Genomic DNA, 18,478 nt, shown 5'->3' with positions numbered 1-18,478 from the left:
TTGCGCCTTATCAGGCCTACGGTCTTTGCAAACGGAAATTAACCGAGCTGCCCGTTACCTAAGTGCTTCACGCGGCGCTTCACTTCTTCCTGCTTACCGGCGTTAAACGGACGTGCGTCCGGGCTGCCTAAATAGCCGCAGACGCGACGGGTGACTGACACGCGAGCAGCGTCGTGGTTACCGCATTTCGGGCAGGTGAAGCCTTTGCTGGTGCATTCGAATTCACCGGTAAAGCCGCACTCGTAGCACTCATCGATCGGCGTGTTGGTTCCGTAATACGGCACGTGCTGATAGCTGTAATCCCAGACGTCTTCCAGCGCTTTCAGGTTGTGCTGAATGTTCGGGTACTCGCCGTAGCAAATGAAGCCGCCGTTCGCCAGCGGCGGATACGGTGCTTCGAAATCGATTTTGTCGTACGGGTTAACCTTTTTCTCCACGTCGAGGTGGAAGCTGTTGGTGTAGTAGCCTTTGTCGGTCACGCCCGGCACTACGCCAAACTCGGCGGTATCCAGACGACAGAAGCGGTCGCACAGGTTTTCACTTGGCGTGCTGTACAGGCTGAAGCCATAGCCGGTTTCGTCTTTCCATTTATCGACGGCCTGACGCAGGCGTTCAACAATGGCGATGCCTTTGGCGCGAAGCTGCTCGCTGTCGTACATATGCTTTTCGCCAAACAGCGCGTTGATGGTCTCGTGAATACCGATGTAGCCCAGAGAGATCGACGCCCGGCCGTTTTTAAAGATTTCAGACACATCATCGTCGGCTTTCAGACGCACGCCGCAGGCACCTTCCATATACAGGATTGGCGCCACGCGCGCTTTTACGCCTTCCAGACGCGCGATGCGGGTCATCAGCGCTTTGCGCGCCAGCACCAGGCGATCGTCCAGCAGTTTCCAGAAGGTGGCTTCATCACCGTGTGCTTCCAGTGCAATACGCGGCAGGTTGAGGCTAATCACGCCAAGGTTGTTACGCCCGTCGTGAACCTGTTCGCCGTTCTCGTTTTCCCATACGCCGAGGAAACTGCGACAGCCCATCGGGGTTTTGAACGAACCGGTCACTTTTACGACCTGATCGTAGTTCAGGATGTCCGGATACATACGCTTGCTTGCGCATTCCAGTGCCAGCTGTTTGATGTCGTAGTTTGGATCGCCAAACTTGTGGTTCAGACCGTCACGAATCGCGAACACCAGTTTCGGGAACACGGCGGTTTTACGATTTTTACCCAAACCGGCAATGCGGTTGCGCAGAATAGACTGCTGAATCAATCGTGATTCCCAGCTGGTTCCCAGGCCAAAGCCAAAGGTAACGAATGGAGTCTGGCCGTTGGCGGTATGCAGCGTGTTCACTTCATACTCGAGGGACTGGAATGCGTCGTAGCACTCTTTCTCGGTACGGGAATGCGCATAGCCGTCGGCATCCGGGATCTGCCACTCTTCTGCGGTTTTACGGTGCTTGTTAAAGCTCTCGGTGACGAAAGGCGCGAGAACTTCATCGATACGGTTAATGGTGGTGCCGCCGTAAATGTGGCTGGCAACCTGGGCGATAATCTGTGCGGTGACCGCAGTCGCCGTGGAGATGGATTTTGGCGGCTCAATCTCCGCGTTACCCATCTTAAAGCCCTGCGTCAGCATGCCTTTCAGGTCGATAAGCATACAGTTAAACATCGGGAAGAACGGCGAGTAATCGAGATCGTGGTAGTGAATATCACCGCGCTCGTGTGCCTGAACTACATCACGCGGCAACAGGTGCTGGCGCGCATAGTGCTTGGCGACGATACCGGCCAGCAGGTCGCGCTGGGTTGGGATCACTTTACTGTCTTTGTTGGCGTTTTCGTTCAGCAGCGCGGAGTTGGTTTGCTCAACCAGACCCCGAATTTCCTGGTTCAGGCGGCCACGTTTTTCACGCTGGATATCACGGTCGTGGCGATATTCGATGTACGCACGGGCGAGTTGTTTGTACGGGCCAGACATCAGCTGGTTTTCCACCGCTGTCTGGATCTCGTTGATATCGACCTGGCTGCGCTCATTCATCTGGCTGCTAACGACTTCTGCGACGGTGGCACAGTAATCTGCGTCATCGACTCCCGCTGCTTTAGCTGCACGCAGAATGGCTTCTTTGATGCGCTCTGATTTAAACGGCACTTTACAGCCATCACGCTTCATCACATGCGGTGTCATGATCACTCCATATTTATAAGAACATTATAAGAACAGGTTATCCACAGAGGGTGGGAAGCACTCACTGGTTTATTCATCTCTCTGGTCAATGACTTCCCGTAATTCAGACCCCATTTATCCACATTTCCACCGCTACCGAGGGAAATGGCGTTGTAGCAATTGTAGTCGATTAATACAACATATTGGGTCGGCGTGCATTTTAAGTTCTATATGTAGTGATTTGCATCAAGGATGTTTGCGATTTTATTGATGTAGCTCAAAGTAAAAACCAGAGCGTACAGATGACGGGCAGTACAGCGATTGTAAATTGCCCGTAGAAAATTCTGATTAATTATTCAGCAAAAACAGACGGGTAAGTTGAGCGTATGCCGTGAAGCCCGGCAGCGCTATACGTGCCGGGCTTGATGCCAATTGCAAGCTATTTTTGCAGCCACCAGATAGCTTCAAAAGGACGTAGCGTCATCGCGCCGGGCTGGCGGGCGACCTCGTCATAGTTGTGCATCAACACCTGCCAGTTGTCGCGAGTGTTCGCCGGTTGCCAGGGCTGGAAGGCGTTGCTCAGATTAGCAACGACCAGCAGACGTTGTCCCTGCCATTCGCGCTGATAGCACCAGACATGCGGACTGTCCGGCAACAGATCCTGATAATCGCCCCAGGTGAGAATCGGTTCTGTTTTGCGTAAGGCAATCAGCTTCTGATAGGTGTAAAACACCGAATCGGAATCCCTTAGCGCTGCAGCAACGTTGATCTCCGCCGCGTTGTCGCACAGGTTGATCCACGGCTCCCCCTGGGTAAAGCCCGCGTGCTTGCTTCCGTCCCACTGCATCGGCGTGCGGCTGTTATCGCGGGATTTACTGGCGAGGATCGCCAACAGCTCGTCGGCATCACGCCCGCTAGCATTCATCTCGGCAAACATGTTATGGCTTTCGACGTCGCGATAATCGGTAATCTGGCGAAAATGTGGGTTGGTCATGCCAATTTCTTCGCCCTGATAGATATAAGGCGTGCCCTGCATCCCGTGCAGCACCATCGCCAGCATTTTGGCGGCCGGTACGCGATATTGTCCTTCATCGCCAAAACGTGAAACGATGCGCGGCTGATCGTGATTACACCAGAACAGCGCGTTCCACGCGACGTTGTGCATTCCCTGCTGCCAGTGGCGGAACAGAGTTTTCAGCGCCACGTAATCCGGTTTGGCTAACGACCACTTCTCACCATTCGGGTAATCGACTTTCAGGTGGTGGAAGTTAAAGGTCATCGACAATTCGCTGCCGTCCAGTGCGGCGTATTGCTGGCAATGTTCGAGCGTGGTGGAGGACATTTCACCCACTGTCATCAGGCTGCGTGGGGTGAAGACATCGCGGTTCATCTCGCGTAAGAATTCATGCACGCGCGGACCATCGGTGTAAAAACGGCGGCCATCACCGTCAGGATCGCTCGGGAAGTCCTGATCCTTGGAGATCAGATTCACCACGTCGAGGCGCAGTCCGTCTACGCCGCGATCGGCCCAGAACTCACACACTTTTTTCAGCTCGGCGCGAACCGCCGGATTTTCCCAGTTCAGGTCGGCCTGTTGCGGGGCAAAGAGGTGTAGATAATACTGTTCGCTTGCGGCGTGCCAGTCCCAGGCGTTGCCGCCAAATTTGGAGCGCCAGTTGTTCGGGCAGGCCTCAGGCGTACCGTCACGCCAGATATAGAACTGACGATACGGACTGTCTTTATCCAGCGCTTCACGAAACCAGGCGTGCTGCGTCGATGTATGGTTAAACACCATATCAAGAATAATGCGTATGCCGCGCGCTTTCGCCTGCGCCACCAGTTCGTCGAAGTCATCCAGCGTGCCATAGGCCGGGTCAACGGAGATATAATCTGCAACGTCGTAGCCGTTATCAACCTGTGGCGAAATGTAGAACGGCGTCAACCATATCGCATCAACGCCCAGCGTTTGCAGATAGTCGAGACGCTGCGTAACGCCGCGCAAATCGCCGGTGCCGCTGCCGGTGGTGTCCTGAAAACTCTTGGGGTAAATCTGATAGATAACGCCGTGTTGCCACCAGTGTGGAATAGTCATTGTGGTTTCCTGCAAATGCGGAGGGGTGCAATGGCACCCCAAAAAAGAGTCAGACAATTTGTAACGTGCCCTGACGGTATTTACGCTGGTAGACGAACGAGGTCAGTACCATCGGGATAACAATCGCGATGACCATCGCCAGGCCAAATACCTGCCAGTAAGTCGGCTGGATGGAGAGGATGCCAGGTATACCGCCGACGCCAATCCCGTTCGCCATCACGCCGTTCAGGCCGCACAGCAGACCGGCGAGGCCGGAACCGATCATTGCGCACAGCATCGGGAAGCGGTATTTCAGGTTGATGCCGTACATTGCCGGTTCGGTCACGCCGAGCCAGGCGGAGATAGCGGCAGGTACCGAGATTTCACGTTCGTTTTGCTTGCGGCTGGCGATGATAATCCCTATTACCGCCGAGCCCTGGGCGATATTTGACAGTGCAATCAGCGGCCACACCGGCGTACCGCCCATGCTTTGGATCATCTGCATATCGATGGCCAGCGTAGTTTGATGCACGCCGGTGATCACCAGCGGGGCGTACAGGAAGCCAAACAGCGCTGCGCCAATTGGGGCAAAGCTGCCGGTCATCAGATGACGCACGGCAAAGGCGACGCCATCACCAATCCAGCGACCAAACGGACCAATAAACGCGTGGGCGAGGAACACCGCGAGGATCAGCGAGCACACCGGGACGATCACCAGATACAGGTAATCAGGGACGAGGCGTTTCAGGCGCGTTTCAATCAATCCCAGCGCCAGACCTGCCAACAGAGCAGGAATAACCTGCGCCTGGTAGCCGACTTTTTCGATCGTAAACAGGCCGAAGTTCCACACTTCCGGCACCTGCTGGCCCAGCAAATACGCGTTCATCAGCTGCGGTGAAACCAGCGTGACGCCCAGCACGATGCCGAGGATCGGCGTGCCACCCATTTTCTTCACCGCTGACCAGCAGATGCCGACCGGCAGATAGAAGAAGATCGCTTCCCCGATCAACCACAGGAAGTCATAGAGGGTTTTCAGCGACGGGTACATCTGCGCCAGCGTCTGACCGTTGCTCATCGGCAGATCGCCGATCACATTGCGAAAACCTAAGATCAGGCCGCCGCTGATCAGCGCGGGCAGCAGGGGGAAGAAGATCTCCGCGAAGTGCGAGATCAGCTGCTCGTGCCATTTCATGTTCTGTCGCGCGGCTTTTTTCGCCTGCTCTTTGTCGGCACTGGCCTGTCCGGTGGTGGCCAGCAGCGCTTTGTAGTAGTCGCCCACCTCGGTGCCAATCACCACCTGAAACTGCCCGGCGTTGGTGAAGCAGCCTTTGACCATCGGCAGCTGCTCGATCTCTTTCGGTCTGGCATTCGCGGGCTGATTCAGCACAAAACGCAGGCGCGTGATGCAATGACTCACCGTGGCGATATTGTCGCGCCCGCCAACCAGCTCTACCAGCCGGTCGATGTCTGCTTGTTTTACTTTGCTCATGATGAAGTGTCTTCCCCGTAGGCCGGATAAGAGGCGTTAGCGTCGCCATCCGGCAACGTTCTTGTTGTTGGCGCCAGAGTATATCTTCGCTGGATATTTAAAAATGGGAACGTTCCCGAAACGCAGCGAAGATCACAAATTAGCGCTCAGAAAGCGATCAGGAAAAGGTGGCGGGAATGACGATCTGTCGGGGTTCGCTGCGGCCGTTGATCTGCTCGATCAACTGCAACGCCGCCTGTCGACCGGCTTCGGCGTAACCGGGATCGACGGTGACGATCTCCGGATGGAGGAATTTCATCAGCGGTGTGCTGCCCACGCTCGCCAGCTGCAGATGTTCAATGCGCTGCTCCTGCAAATATTTGCTGACCCCAAGAGCCAGAGTATCCGTGGCGCACACTAAGGCGGTGGTCTCTGGGGTAATGACATCGGCAGCGTGTTCGTAGCCCTGCTTCATGGCGAGACCCGGCAGGGCCGCAACAGGATGCAGTTGATGTTTTTTACAGAAGGCCAGGTAGGCGGCATGACGCCGTTGACCGGTGGTGACGTCGCTGTGGGGAACGCCAAGAAAACTAATATGGCGGTGTTGGCGATCGTATAAACGCTGCATCAGGGTATGGATTGCGCCTTCATCGTCATAACAAACCGAGGCAAAACCGTTAGCATCCCTTGCCAGCAGCACCAGGGAGTCCTGCCAGGAGGCGATCATCGCTTCGGTAATACCGGTAAAACCGAACAGCACCACGCCGTCAATGTTGCGGCGTCGGAGCATACCCAGGTGTTCTTCCACTAGGTCGGGCGAGAACTGGCTTTCCATCATAATCGGGTCGTAGCCCTGCTCATAGAAGGCGGGCAGCATGGTCTGCACGGCCAGATTCTCGGAAAGCGAATCCAGTCGCGTGACAATAATCGCCACCACTTTGTCACTTTGCCCACGCATGGCACGGGCAGAGCGGGAAGGGGAGAAACCGTGCTGATTCATCACCGCTTCAACGCGTTCGCGGGTGCGCTCACTGACGCCGCTTTCATTGTTGAGGACGCGGGAAACGGTTGATTTTCCCACACCGCTTAAGCGGGCGATGTCTTTAATGGTCAGCCGATTTTGCATCCTGTATTCCCGTGTCGCGTGTGAAGTTATGCCAAAAGAGAATAACTTTACTCATGCTCAGCGCAATGGGCAAAGTCTGGTATACGTTTGGTTTAGTTTCTGTGCTTTATCATACCGCCATAATTGCCACGAACCTTATAGATTTATCCCTATAATGCGCGGGGCAAATCATTCACTTACCGGAGGCTGTATGGATCCCGATCCCACCCCTCTCCCGAAACGGAGAAAAACCCCTTTCCGGTAAGCCTGCATTCACTGTCTTACCGGAAACGTAAGACAGTGACGTTCTGACGTCCCTGTTGTGATTTTATGATTGCCATCAGGCAAGGCTTTGCCACGCCTGAAGGATTTACTGCGCCTGTTGATACCGGCGCAGAGGGACTGCCTATGTTTAAAAATATCACCCGCCAGCTGTTTGCCCGGCTGAACCGCCATTTACCGCATCGTCTGGTGCATCGTGATCCGCTGCCGAACGCCCAGACCGTTGCCAGCACGCCTATTCCGCCTTCTCTGAGTGAACATTGCCTGAAGATGGCGCTGATGAACGAAGAGACGCTGTGGAAAACCTTTAATACCCACCCTGAAGGCTTGAACGCCGCGGAAGTGGAAAGCGCCCGTGAGCAGCATGGCGAAAACCAGCTGCCGGCGCAGAAACCGTCGCCGTGGTGGGTACATCTGTGGGTCTGTTACCGCAACCCGTTTAATATTCTGCTCACCATTCTGGGCGGGATTTCCTATGCCACCGAGGATCTGTTTGCCGCAGGCGTGATTGCCCTGATGGTGATTATCTCGACGCTGCTGAACTTTGTGCAGGAGGCGCGCTCCACCAAAGCGGCGGATGCGCTAAAAGCGATGGTCAGCAACACCGCCACGGTCCTGCGGGTGATTAACGAGACCGGCGAAAACGGTTGGGTTGAGCTGCCTATCGATCAGCTCGTGCCCGGTGACATTATCAAGCTGGCGGCGGGGGATATGATCCCGGCGGATTTACGCATCGTTCAGGCGCGCGATCTGTTTGTCGCGCAGGCCTCGCTGACCGGTGAGTCACTGCCGGTTGAGAAGGTGGCGACCAGCCGTGACCCGCAGCAAAGCAACCCGCTGGAGTGCGATACCCTGTGCTTTATGGGCACCAACGTGGTGAGCGGTACGGCGCAGGCGATCGTCATTTCTACCGGGGCGAACACCTGGTTTGGACAGCTGGCGGGTCGCGTGACCGAGCAGGATAGCGAGCAGAATGCATTCCAGAAAGGGATCAGCCGCGTCAGCATGCTGCTGATCCGCTTTATGCTGGTGATGGCGCCGATTGTGCTGATTATCAACGGTTACACCAAAGGCGACTGGTGGGAAGCGGCGCTGTTTGCCCTGTCCGTGGCAGTAGGCTTAACGCCAGAAATGCTGCCGATGATCGTCACCTCAACGCTGGCGCGCGGGGCGGTGAAGCTGTCAAAACAAAAAGTTATCGTTAAGCACCTCGACGCCATCCAGAACTTTGGTGCGATGGATATTCTGTGTACCGATAAAACCGGTACGCTGACCCAGGATAAAATTGTGCTGGAGAATCATACCGATATCTCCGGTAAACCCAGCGAGCACGTTCTGCATTCTGCGTGGCTGAACAGCCATTATCAGACCGGGCTGAAGAACCTGCTGGATACGGCGGTGCTGGACGGTGTGGATGAAGAATCGGCGCGTCAACTCTCGACCCGCTGGCAGAAAATCGATGAGATCCCGTTTGATTTCGAACGCCGCCGCATGTCGGTGGTGGTGGCAGAAGTGGGCGATGTTCACCAGTTAGTGTGCAAAGGCGCGCTGCAGGAGATCCTCAACGTCTGTACCCAGGTGCGCCACAACGGTGAAATTGTTCCGCTGGACGACAACATGCTGCGTCGGGTGAAGCGCGTGACCGACACGCTGAACCGTCAGGGGCTACGCGTGGTGGCAGTGGCAACCAAATACCTGCCCGCGCGTGAAGGGGACTACCAGCGTATTGATGAGTCCGATCTGATCCTCGAAGGGTACATCGCATTCCTCGATCCACCGAAAGAGACTACCGCCCCGGCGCTGAAGGCGCTGAAGGCCAGCGGCATTACGGTAAAAATCCTCACCGGCGACAGCGAACTGGTGGCGGCAAAAGTGTGTCATGAAGTCGGTCTGGACGCGGGTGAGGTGGTGATTGGTAGCCACATTGAAGGGTTGAGCGACGACGAGCTGGCCCGGCTTGCCCAGCGCACCACGCTGTTTGCCCGCCTGACGCCAATGCACAAAGAACGCATAGTGACCCTGCTCAAACGCGAAGGCCACGTGGTCGGCTTTATGGGCGATGGCATCAACGATGCCCCGGCGCTGCGCGCGGCGGACATTGGGATCTCCGTCGATGGTGCGGTTGATATTGCCCGTGAAGCGGCGGATATCATCCTGCTGGAAAAGAGCCTGATGGTGCTGGAAGAAGGGGTGATCGAAGGGCGTCGAACCTTCTCGAACATGCTGAAGTACATCAAAATGACGGCCAGCTCCAACTTTGGTAACGTCTTTAGCGTGCTGGTGGCGAGCGCATTTCTGCCGTTCCTGCCAATGCTGCCGTTGCACTTACTGATCCAGAACCTGCTGTACGATGTATCCCAGGTGGCAATTCCGTTTGATAACGTCGATGAAGAGCAGATCAAAAAACCACAGCGCTGGAATCCCGCCGAACTGGGGCGCTTTATGCTGTTCTTTGGACCGATTAGCTCGATCTTCGACATTCTGACCTTTTGCCTGATGTGGTTTGTCTTCCATGCCAATACGCCAGAGCATCAGACGTTATTCCAGTCGGGCTGGTTTGTGGTGGGGCTGCTGTCACAAACGCTGATTGTGCATATGATCCGTACCCGCCGCGTGCCGTTTATCCAGAGCCGTGCCGCATGGCCGCTGATGCTGATGACGCTGGTGGTGATGGTGGTGGGGATTGCGCTGCCATTCTCCCCGCTGGCGAGCTACCTGCAATTGCAGGCATTGCCGCTGAGCTACTTCCCGTGGCTGATTGCGATTCTGGCGGGTTACATGACGTTGACCCAATTAGTGAAAGGTTTTTATAGCCGCCGTTACGGCTGGCAATAACCGTTTCGTTTCTCTGCCGAATGGTGCGGGTACAGCCATTCGGCATTTTTATTTTTCATTCGAAGATATTCCCTCGCAATATTTGTGTTTTAATTTTATTGAAATACTAACGGGGTAAAGTATTAACATATCCCGTTCTCGCCTTTTGTTTTTTCTCAATAAAACGATCTCCGTTGCAAAAATGAAACAGTGTGCTAAAAATTATTAGCATTGACGTTTTTTTGTGAAGGCAGTCATCGAAATAAATTGTTACACCAGCTAGTCTGCGCAGGTAACGTCGTTAAAAAAGTTTCTCGCTGCCCATTTTTAATTCCGGCAGTCATTTGCTCTGCATGCCATTTCTATTAATGGAAATTATGAACTTCTGGAGAAGGACAAATGAAACTGACAAAAAACCTGTTAAGCCTGTGTATTGGCGCGTCAGTCTTGCTGGCCAGCCATACCACGTTAGCCCAAACCTTCCGCGCCGCTGATGTGCATCCGGCTGATTACCCGAACGTTGTTGCCGTGAAGCACATGGGGGAAAAACTCAGTGCAGCGACCGACGGGCGTCTGGAGATTAAAACCTTTCCCGGTGGCGTATTAGGCGATGAGAAACAGATGATTGAGCAGGCGCAATTAGGCGCCATCGATATTATTCGCGTCTCAATGACCCCAGTTGCCGCCATACTCCCTGAAATTAACGTCTTTACCCTGCCGTATATTTTCCGCGATGAAGACCATATGCATAAGGTGCTGGACGGGATGATTGGCCAGGAGATTGGCGACCGTCTGACCGCAAACAGTAAATCACGACTGGTATTCCTTGGTTGGATGGATGCAGGTACGCGCAACCTGATCACTAAAAACCCGGTTATCAAGCCAGAAGATTTACACGGGATGAAAATCCGCGTGCAGGCCAGCCCAATCGCGCTGGATACCTTAAAAGCGATGGGCGCGAACTCCATTGTGATGGGGGTCAGCGAAGTGTTTAGCGGCATGCAGACCGGCGTAATTGATGGCACGGAAAATAACCCGCCAACGTTTGTGGCGCACAACTATTTACCGGTAGTTAAAAACTACACCTGGAGCAAACATTTTATTATTCCTGAGCTATTCCTGTTCTCGAAAACGAAATGGGATAAATTGAAAAAAGAAGATCAGGATCTCATTATTAAGCTCGCGAAAGAAGCGCAGGTAGAACAGCGTAAATTGTGGGAAGCCTATAATGCGAAATCACTGGAAACTATGAAAGCCAATGGTGTTCAGTTCCATGATATTGATACTGATGTTTTCTATAAAGCCACGCAGTCGGTAAGGGATAATTACGGTAAAGATCACCAAGATTTGATCAAACGTATTCAGGATGTGAAGTAGTTCATCAGGCGGATGGCATCCACCATCTGCCTGAGTCTTTTGATTAATTCGAGGTGATGATTATGGGTGAATGCTATTCATCGGTAATGGATTTTTTTTACCGGGTCTCAATGTGGATTGCCGGGATGGCATTATTAGTGATGGTCGCCATCATCCCAATTGGGATATTTGCACGATATGTTCTGAACAATGCCCTGTCATGGCCTGAGCCTGTCGCTATTCTCTGTATGGTGACATTCACCTTTATTGGCGCCGCGGTGAGTTATCGCGCAGGTTCGCATATCGCGGTAAGCATGGTGACCGATCGTTTGGGTGAAACCGCCCGCCGTTACTGCTCTCTTATCGCCGATATTATGCTGACGGCGATTAGCCTGTTTATTCTCTGGTACGGCACCACGCTGTGTCTTGAACTGTGGGAACAACCCGTTGCGGAATTCCCGCTGTTAAGCGCCGGGCAAAACTACCTGCCGTTACCGATTGGCTCTGCCATCACGCTGCTTTTTATTGTTGAGAAGATCTGCCGTGGTCCGCAGTACCAACGTCCTGTTGTCATGCTGGGTTCGACCAGCTAGTTACCGCCCCCATTTCAGAAAGGAAAGCAGATGGATGCATTTATTCTCGTCTTTACGCTCGGCATTATGCTGGCGATTGGGGTACCGGTAGCGTACGCGGTGGGTATTAGCGCGATCATTGGCGCCTGGTACATTGATATTCCACTGGAAGCGGTAATGATCCAACTGACCAGCGGGGTGAATAAATTTTCATTGCTGGCGATCCCGTTCTTTATTCTGGCCGGAGCGATTATGGCCGAAGGCGGGATTGCGCGTCGGCTGGTGAATTTTGCCTACATATTTGTGGGCTTTATTCGCGGCGGACTGTCGCTGGTGAATATTGTGGCCTCCACCTTTTTTGGTGCGATTTCCGGATCGTCCGTAGCCGACACCGCCTCTATTGGTTCGGTGATGATCCCGGAGATGGACAAAAAAGGCTACCCGCGTGACTTTGCGGCGGCGGTGACCGCCAGCGGATCGGTACAGGCGATCCTGACGCCCCCCAGCCATAACTCGGTGATTTACTCGCTGGCGACCGGCGGTACGGTGTCTATTGCCGCGCTGTTCATTGCCGGCATCTTACCGGGTCTGCTGTTGAGCTTTAGCCTGATGGTGATGTGCGTAGCGTTTGCGCACAAACGCGGTTATCCAAAAGGGGAGCGCGTACCGTTTCGCCAGGCGTTGAAGATTTTTGTCGACACGCTGTGGGGCCTGATGACGGTGGTGATCATTATGGGAGGGATCCTCTCGGGTATCTTCACCGCGACGGAATCCGCGGCGATCGCCTGTCTGTGGGCCTTCTTTGTCACCATGTTTATCTATCGTGACTACAAATGGTCTGAGCTGCCGAAGCTGATGTTCCGCACGGTGAAAACGGTCACTATCGTGATGATCCTGATCGGCTTTGCCGCCGCCTTCGGCGCGGTAATGACCTATATGCAGCTGCCGATGCGTATCACCGAAGCCTTTACCAGCATCTCGGATAACAAATACGTCATTCTGATGTGCATTAACATCATGCTGCTGCTGATCGGTACGCTAATGGACATGGCGCCGCTGATCCTGATCCTGACTCCGGTCCTGCTGCCGGTGACCAACGCGTTGGGTATCGATCCGGTGCATTTTGGCATGATCATGCTGGTGAACTTAGGGATTGGCCTGATTACGCCGCCGGTAGGATCGGTGCTGTTTGTCGCCAGTGCGGTGAGTAAGCAGAAGATTGAGCAGGTGGTGAAGGCGATGCTGCCGTTCTATGCGGTGCTGTTCCTGGTGCTGATGTTGGTGACGTATATTCCGGCGATTTCGTTGTTCCTGCCGAAACTGTTTGGTGTAATGTGATAAATGCCCGGTGGCGCTCGCGCTTACCGGGCCTGCAAACTACGCTTCCCCAAGTCGGATAAGGCTAAGCCGCCATCCGGCACAAGAAGGTTTAGCGACGAACGGCGATCGCTTCAATCTCGATTTTCACGTCTTTTGGCAGACGGGCCACTTCCACGCAAGAGCGTGCCGGGAAGGTTGCGTTGTGCTCGGTGAAGAACGCTTCGTAGGTGGCGTTGACGGTGGCGAAATCGTTCAGGTCTTTAACGAAGACCGTAGTTTTTACGATGTCGCCTACTTTCAGGCCTGCTGCTTCTACGATAGCTTTAACGTTTTCCAGCGACTGACGCGCCTGAGCGGACACGTCTTCCGATACGGCACCGGTTTTTGGGTCAACCGGGATCTGACCGGAAGTGATTACCATGCTACCCAGATCAACACCCTGAACGTATGGGCCGATTGCTGCTGGTGCATTTTCCGTCGCGATAGTCTTACTCATGATTTCTCCTGAATTACAGCGGTAATAGAATGTTCCCGCTCATTATAGGGAGCCGGGATCTCATAACCAACCCCAATTAGTTGGCCAGCACCACATAATGGGAAAACTCTTTTTCACAGTATTTGCATTTGAGTGCGATGTCATCGGCACGCTTTTTCACTGCAAAACTGGAGGAAACCGGCTCGGCATGACTGATACAGTTACTGTTCGGGCACACCAGCACGTTATCGATACGCTCAGGCAGGCTGGGACGTGATTTACCCACCACGTCATAGTCATCAATGCGGTTTACCGTGGCCTGCGGGGCGTACAGCGAGAGCTGGTTGACCTGCTCGTCGGTCAGGAAGGTATTTTCAATTTTGATCAGGTCTTTACGCCCCATCTCACCGGACGGCAGGTTCAGGCCGATGGTGATACGCTGATCGGTCTCTGTCAGTTTGAATAGTGTCAGCAGCTTAAAACCCACCTGTGCGGGAATATGGTCAATCACGGTGCCACGTTTGATGGCTTCAACCTGCAGTTTGTTATCGTGTGTCATCGTCATGTCCTCTTACAGTGCCAGTTCGCTATTCAGTACCAGTGCCAGTAACGCCTGGCGGGCGAAGATGCCGTTGCCTGCCTGCTGGAAATACCAGGCGTGTGGCGTCTTATCGACGTCGGGAGTGATCTCATCGATGCGCGGCAGCGGGTGCAGCACCTTCATGTTCTCTCTGGCACCTTCCAGGTCACTGGCGCGCAGAACGAACTGTGCTTTCACGTTGGCGTATTCGGACGGGTCCAGGCGTTCTTTTTGCACGCGGGTCATGTAGAGGATGTCTACGTCCGCCATCACTTCTTCAATCGTGCCGTGCAGGCTCCAGGCGATACCTTTTTCATTCAGCATGTCCAGAATGTACTGCGGCATTGCCAGCGCATCCGGGGCGATAAAGTAGAAGCGGTTGCCTTCGAACTTCGCCAGCGCCTGAGTCAGAGAGTGAACGGTACGGCCATATTTCAGATCGCCCACCATCGCAATTTGCAGATTGTCCAGGCGACCCTGCGTTTCCTGAATGGTGAACAGGTCCAGTAGCGTCTGGGTCGGATGCTGGTTAGAGCCGTCTCCCGCGTTCAGTACCGGCACATTGCCGGAGAACTCCGTGGCCAGACGCGCGGCGCCTTCCTGCGGATGACGCATTACAATGGCGTCGACGTAGGTGCTGATTACGGAAATGGTGTCAGCCAGCGTTTCACCTTTTTTGCCCAGTGAGGTGTTGCTGCTGTCAGAGAATCCCACCACGCTGGCGCCCAGACGGTGCATCGAGGTTTCAAAAGATAAACGGGTGCGGGTTGAGGCTTCGAAGAAACAGCTGGCGATCACCTTATGCTTCAACAGCTCCGGCTGCGGGTGGGCTTTTAGTTTCGCCGCCGTCGCGAGTACCAGATTGAGGTCATCGCGGCTGAGGTCGTTTATGGAAATGATGTGTTTTTGATAGAGCGGGTTAGCCATGTTTATCTCCTGACGCCTGGGCAAAAAAAAAGCCCCTCAATTGAGGGGCTTAGAATGATGAGCAACGGGAAGAAAAACGGCAGGCCAGCGTCTTTTTTCAGACGCGGTAAGACAAAATGTCGTACACACTGAACCATAGATCCTCCCGGCAAATTGTCGGCGATTATACTCAGCTACGTTATAGGATCAAGCGAATAATGCACAAATTATTCATCGCAAACGATTCTCATGAATATTCATTCACCCAAGCCCGCGGGGACCGCCGCAGGCGATAAACATGCGTTGACGCAAAATATCGGTAAATAGCAGTGGTATGGCAGACGGATTTTTCGTATAACAACTAAAATGAAACAATGTTTTAATTAAGGGGTTTGAAATGATTATCGGCAATATTCATCACCTGGAAGCATGGCTGCCGGAAGAGCTGCGTCAGGCAATTGAACACATTAAAGCGCACGTGACGGACACAACCGAAAAAGGGAAACATGATATCGACGGTAACCGCCTGTTTTATCTGATCGCCGAAGATATGACCGAGCCGTTTGAGCAGCGTCGCGCCGAGTATCATGCCCGTTATCTGGATATTCAGATCCTGCTAAAAGGCCAGGAAGGGATGACCTTCAGTACGCTGCCTGCGGGCACGCCGGAAACCGACTGGCTGGCGGACAAAGATATCGCTTTCTTGCCGGAAGGGGCGGAAGAGAAGACGGTGGTGCTGAATGAAGGTGATTTTGTGGTGTTCTATCCGGGCGAAGTGCATAAGCCGCTGTGCGCGGTAGGTACGCCTGCGCTGGTGCGCAAAGCCGTGGTAAAAATGCTGGTCGAATAAGTGATTTTATGATGCCGGATGGCGACGCAATAGCGTCTTATCCGGCCTACGGGAGCACGGTTGTAGGCCGGATAAGATGCGTAGCATCGCCATCCGGCATTCTTTTTACCGACGTACTCACTTCGCTAATGTCGCCACCATCACCGCTTTAATGGTGTGCATGCGGTTTTCTGCCTGATCAAAGACAATACTGGCTGGTGACTCAAAGACCTCATCGGTTACTTCCATCCCGCCGTGCAAACCGTATTCTTGCGCCATTTGTTTACCCAGCGTGGTTTGGTCATCATGAAATGCTGGCAGGCAGTGCAGGAATTTCACCTGCGGATTGCCGGTTAGCGCCATCATCGCGCTGTTGACCTGATAGTTACGCAGCAGGGCAATTCGTTCGGCCCACTTCTCTTTGGCTTCACCCATGGATACCCAGACGTCGGTATAAATGAAGTCCGCACCTTTCACGCCTGTCGCAATATCGTCGGTCAGGGTGATATTACCGCCGTTTTTCTGTGCCAGCGCTTTGCATTCGGCTACCAGGCTCTCTTCTGGCCAGCAAGCCGGTGGTGCGACCAGGCGAAGATCCAGCCCGGTTAACGCGGCGGCTTCCAGCATTGAATTGCCCATGTTGTTACGGGCATCGCCGGTGTACACCAGCGTCATCTCATTAAACGCTTTGCCCGGCAGGTGTTCCTGCATGGTTAGCAGATCGGCCAGTAATTGGGTGGGGTGGAATTCGTTGGTCAATCCGTTCCATACCGGAACCCCGGCATATTCGGCCAGCGTCTCCACCACCTCCTGGCCGTGGCCGCGATACTGGATACCGTCATACATGCGGCCCAGTACGCGGGCGGTGTCTTTTATCGACTCTTTATGGCCAATCTGGCTGCCGCTTGGCCCGAGATAGGTCACGCGCGCGCCCTGATCGTAAGCGGCAACTTCGAAAGAGCAACGAGTACGGGTCGAGTCTTTTTCGAAGATGAGCGCAATATTTTTACCGGTCAGCATAGCGACCTCTGTGCCGTTTTTCTTGTCCGCCTTGAGCCGGGCGGCGAGCTGCAGCAGTGACGTGAGTTCAGCAGAGGTAAAATCGAGCAGTTTCAAGAAGTGCTTCTGATAAAATGCAGACATGGTTCCCTCACATGGCTTAGGCCATTTATTGAATTAAAATTCAATTTATATGTATGTTTATTCATTTGCAACCTTGTTTAACAAATCTTTCCTGGAAAGGTGGAGGCAATGTCAGCGGTATGTGACAATAAGAGTATCGGCAGGACATTATGAGGATATGAGCCATGGCAAACCCGGAACACCTGGAAGAACAGCGTGAAGAAACACGCTTGATTATTGAAGAGTTACTTGAAGATGGTAGCGATCCTGACGCGCTGTATACCATTGAGCATCACCTTTCCGCGGATGACTTTGAAACCCTGGAAAAAGCAGCGGTAGAAGCCTTCAAGCTGGGTTATGAAGTCACCGAGCCGGAAGAGCTGGAAGTGGAAGAAGGCGACACGGTCATTTGCTGTGACATCCTCAGTGAATGTGCGCTGAACGCCGAGCTGATTGACACTCAGGTTGAACAACTGATGAACCTGGCTGAAAAATTTGACGTGGAATACGACGGATGGGGCACTTATTTTGAAGACCCTAACGGCGAAGAAGGTGAAGACGGCGACGATGACGATCTCGTCGACGAAGATGATGACGGCGTGCGTCACTAAGTCATCTGCTGACCTACGGCGGCGCATGCTGCCGTAGGGCAAGGACAACGTATGGATTACCCGCAAATACTCTCCCCGATTCTGGATTTCCTGCACTGCAAAACGCCCGAGGCCTGGCTTGATAAAGCGCGCGACCCGGCAAATCTTCCCCTGCTGCTGACCGACCATCTGGTCTGCGAGCTGAAAGCGGCGCAAACCGCGATGCTGCTGGTGCGTAAATATGTTGCGGATAAGCAGGGATCGCAGGCAATGCTGGAGTGGCTGAAACCCTATGAAGCCTTTGCCTTCCGGGAAGGGGAAGAGCCGGATTTCACCTTGCTGAACAAGCAAATCAGCAAAAGCATCATGCCCCAGACTGACGACCCGTGGGGGCGACAGCTTATCGACAGCATGGTGCTGCTGATCAAAGAAGAGCTACACCACTTCTGGCAAGTGCGTGAAGCGATGCTAAGCCGCCAAATTCCGTATATCAAAATGACCGCCAGTCGTTACGCCAAGGGCATGCTTAAAGAAGTCCGTACCCATGAGCCGTTAACGCTGATTGATAAGCTGATCTGCGGCGCCTACATTGAGGCGCGATCCTGCGAGCGTTTTGCCGCGCTGGCACCGTACCTGGATGATGAATTACAGGCGTTTTATCTGTCGCTGCTGCGCTCAGAGGCGCGCCATTATCAGGATTATCTGGCGTTGGCACAGCAGGCGGCCGACCATGACATCAGTGACCGGGTACGGTTTTTTGGTGAGGTGGAAGCATCCCTGATCTTATCGCCGGACGATGAGTTTCGTTTTCATAGCGGCGTGCCAGCCTAGC

Annotated in this window: 17 protein-coding genes; 8 read left to right on the top strand and 9 right to left on the bottom strand. The window is 53.8% G+C overall.

Translation table 11 applies throughout. The features are described 5' to 3' along the window. Positions 1–38 precede the first annotated feature (38 nt). From nrdD to treR, 4 genes are all read right to left on the bottom strand, one after another. Positions 39–2,177: an anaerobic ribonucleoside-triphosphate reductase gene (gene nrdD / locus FDX22_RS18690; protein WP_115259574.1), complete on the bottom strand. Its 2,139-nt coding sequence runs from the start codon at positions 2,175–2,177 to the stop codon at positions 39–41. A 418-nt stretch (positions 2,178–2,595) separates the two neighbouring features. Continuing rightward, complete coding sequence (treC, locus tag FDX22_RS18685; RefSeq protein ID WP_146717604.1) at positions 2,596–4,248, bottom strand: alpha,alpha-phosphotrehalase; 1,653 nt, start codon at positions 4,246–4,248, stop codon at positions 2,596–2,598. A 49-nt stretch (positions 4,249–4,297) separates the two neighbouring features. After that, a complete protein-coding gene (gene treB, locus FDX22_RS18680; protein WP_161959012.1) occupies positions 4,298–5,716 on the bottom strand; it encodes a PTS trehalose transporter subunit IIBC in 1,419 nt (472 codons plus the stop codon). 157 nt (positions 5,717–5,873) lie between these two features. Beyond that, the gene (gene treR, locus FDX22_RS18675) at positions 5,874–6,821 is read right to left on the bottom strand and encodes a trehalose operon repressor TreR (protein ID WP_146717603.1); all 948 of its coding nucleotides are present in this window, start codon (positions 6,819–6,821) and stop codon (positions 5,874–5,876) included. Between treR and mgtL the strand changes: the two genes are divergently transcribed. From mgtL to FDX22_RS18655, 5 genes are all read left to right on the top strand, one after another. Beyond that, the gene (gene mgtL, locus FDX22_RS32665) at positions 6,793–7,065 is read left to right on the top strand and encodes a mgtA regulatory leader peptide MgtL (protein WP_370317568.1); all 273 of its coding nucleotides are present in this window, start codon (positions 6,793–6,795) and stop codon (positions 7,063–7,065) included. The genes treR and mgtL overlap by 29 nt on opposite strands. A gap of 143 nt (positions 7,066–7,208) precedes the next feature. Beyond that, a complete protein-coding gene (mgtA, locus tag FDX22_RS18670; RefSeq protein ID WP_096759475.1) occupies positions 7,209–9,917 on the top strand; it encodes a magnesium-translocating P-type ATPase in 2,709 nt (902 codons plus the stop codon). A 378-nt stretch (positions 9,918–10,295) separates the two neighbouring features. Then, positions 10,296–11,273, top strand: coding sequence for a TRAP transporter substrate-binding protein (locus tag FDX22_RS18665; protein ID WP_096758508.1), 978 nt, complete (start codon positions 10,296–10,298; stop codon positions 11,271–11,273). Positions 11,274–11,335: 62 nt separating this feature from the next. After that, positions 11,336–11,845, top strand: a complete 510-nt coding sequence (locus FDX22_RS18660; protein ID WP_096758507.1) for a TRAP transporter small permease — start codon at positions 11,336–11,338, stop codon at positions 11,843–11,845. Positions 11,846–11,875: 30 nt separating this feature from the next. Further along, positions 11,876–13,162 carry a TRAP transporter large permease gene (locus FDX22_RS18655; RefSeq protein WP_006686394.1) on the top strand — a complete coding sequence of 429 codons (1,287 nt, stop codon included), beginning with the start codon at positions 11,876–11,878 and terminating at the stop codon, positions 13,160–13,162. A 91-nt stretch (positions 13,163–13,253) separates the two neighbouring features. On the opposite strand, the gene ridA is transcribed toward FDX22_RS18655, so the two are convergent. The 4 genes from ridA to pyrL form a co-directional block, all read right to left on the bottom strand. Next, a complete protein-coding gene (gene ridA, locus FDX22_RS18650) occupies positions 13,254–13,640 on the bottom strand; it encodes a 2-iminobutanoate/2-iminopropanoate deaminase (protein WP_006686395.1) in 387 nt (128 codons plus the stop codon). A gap of 76 nt (positions 13,641–13,716) precedes the next feature. Then, positions 13,717–14,178, bottom strand: coding sequence for an aspartate carbamoyltransferase regulatory subunit (gene pyrI / locus FDX22_RS18645; RefSeq protein WP_003025816.1), 462 nt, complete (start codon positions 14,176–14,178; stop codon positions 13,717–13,719). Between the two features lie 12 nt (positions 14,179–14,190). Next, positions 14,191–15,126 carry an aspartate carbamoyltransferase gene (gene pyrB, locus FDX22_RS18640; RefSeq protein ID WP_115259569.1) on the bottom strand — a complete coding sequence of 312 codons (936 nt, stop codon included), beginning with the start codon at positions 15,124–15,126 and terminating at the stop codon, positions 14,191–14,193. Positions 15,127–15,128: 2 nt separating this feature from the next. Beyond that, on the bottom strand, positions 15,129–15,263 hold the full coding sequence (gene pyrL / locus FDX22_RS18635) for a pyr operon leader peptide (protein WP_096758504.1): 135 nt from the start codon (positions 15,261–15,263) through the stop codon (positions 15,129–15,131). 239 nt (positions 15,264–15,502) lie between these two features. On the opposite strand from pyrL, the gene FDX22_RS18630 reads away from it, so the two are divergent. After that, complete coding sequence (locus FDX22_RS18630; protein WP_117342398.1) at positions 15,503–15,955, top strand: YhcH/YjgK/YiaL family protein; 453 nt, start codon at positions 15,503–15,505, stop codon at positions 15,953–15,955. 117 nt (positions 15,956–16,072) lie between these two features. On the opposite strand, the gene argF is transcribed toward FDX22_RS18630, so the two are convergent. After that, a complete protein-coding gene (gene argF / locus FDX22_RS18625) occupies positions 16,073–17,077 on the bottom strand; it encodes an ornithine carbamoyltransferase (protein WP_096758496.1) in 1,005 nt (334 codons plus the stop codon). 164 nt (positions 17,078–17,241) lie between these two features. On the opposite strand from argF, the gene rraB reads away from it, so the two are divergent. Both rraB and miaE read left to right on the top strand, forming a co-directional pair. Beyond that, a complete protein-coding gene (gene rraB, locus FDX22_RS18620; RefSeq protein ID WP_096758495.1) occupies positions 17,242–17,667 on the top strand; it encodes a ribonuclease E inhibitor RraB in 426 nt (141 codons plus the stop codon). Positions 17,668–17,718: 51 nt separating this feature from the next. Then, complete coding sequence (gene miaE, locus FDX22_RS18615) at positions 17,719–18,477, top strand: tRNA isopentenyl-2-thiomethyl-A-37 hydroxylase MiaE (RefSeq protein WP_115259566.1); 759 nt, start codon at positions 17,719–17,721, stop codon at positions 18,475–18,477. The last annotated feature ends 1 nt before the right edge of the window (position 18,478 follow it).

This window comes from Citrobacter sp. TBCS-14, assembly GCF_005280805.1.
Lineage (GTDB): Bacteria > Pseudomonadota > Gammaproteobacteria > Enterobacterales > Enterobacteriaceae > Citrobacter > Citrobacter gillenii.
This window is presented reverse-complemented; position numbering and strand designations above follow the sequence as displayed.

Coding starts and splice junctions, on each gene's coding strand:
- ridA (WP_006686395.1), bottom strand. CDS start 13,640: ATGAGTAAGACTATCGCGACGGAAAATGCACCAGCAGCAATCGGCCCA.
- treC (WP_146717604.1), bottom strand. CDS start 4,248: ATGACTATTCCACACTGGTGGCAACACGGCGTTATCTATCAGATTTAC.
- miaE (WP_115259566.1), top strand. CDS start 17,719: ATGGATTACCCGCAAATACTCTCCCCGATTCTGGATTTCCTGCACTGC.
- FDX22_RS18660 (WP_096758507.1), top strand. CDS start 11,336: ATGGGTGAATGCTATTCATCGGTAATGGATTTTTTTTACCGGGTCTCA.
- rraB (WP_096758495.1), top strand. CDS start 17,242: ATGGCAAACCCGGAACACCTGGAAGAACAGCGTGAAGAAACACGCTTG.
- mgtL (WP_370317568.1), top strand. CDS start 6,793: ATGTCTTTAATGGTCAGCCGATTTTGCATCCTGTATTCCCGTGTCGCG.
- FDX22_RS18630 (WP_117342398.1), top strand. CDS start 15,503: ATGATTATCGGCAATATTCATCACCTGGAAGCATGGCTGCCGGAAGAG.
- mgtA (WP_096759475.1), top strand. CDS start 7,209: ATGTTTAAAAATATCACCCGCCAGCTGTTTGCCCGGCTGAACCGCCAT.
- pyrI (WP_003025816.1), bottom strand. CDS start 14,178: ATGACACACGATAACAAACTGCAGGTTGAAGCCATCAAACGTGGCACC.
- treB (WP_161959012.1), bottom strand. CDS start 5,716: ATGAGCAAAGTAAAACAAGCAGACATCGACCGGCTGGTAGAGCTGGTT.
- nrdD (WP_115259574.1), bottom strand. CDS start 2,177: ATGACACCGCATGTGATGAAGCGTGATGGCTGTAAAGTGCCGTTTAAA.
- pyrB (WP_115259569.1), bottom strand. CDS start 15,126: ATGGCTAACCCGCTCTATCAAAAACACATCATTTCCATAAACGACCTC.
- FDX22_RS18665 (WP_096758508.1), top strand. CDS start 10,296: ATGAAACTGACAAAAAACCTGTTAAGCCTGTGTATTGGCGCGTCAGTC.
- pyrL (WP_096758504.1), bottom strand. CDS start 15,263: ATGGTTCAGTGTGTACGACATTTTGTCTTACCGCGTCTGAAAAAAGAC.
- argF (WP_096758496.1), bottom strand. CDS start 17,077: ATGTCTGCATTTTATCAGAAGCACTTCTTGAAACTGCTCGATTTTACC.
- FDX22_RS18655 (WP_006686394.1), top strand. CDS start 11,876: ATGGATGCATTTATTCTCGTCTTTACGCTCGGCATTATGCTGGCGATT.
- treR (WP_146717603.1), bottom strand. CDS start 6,821: ATGCAAAATCGGCTGACCATTAAAGACATCGCCCGCTTAAGCGGTGTG.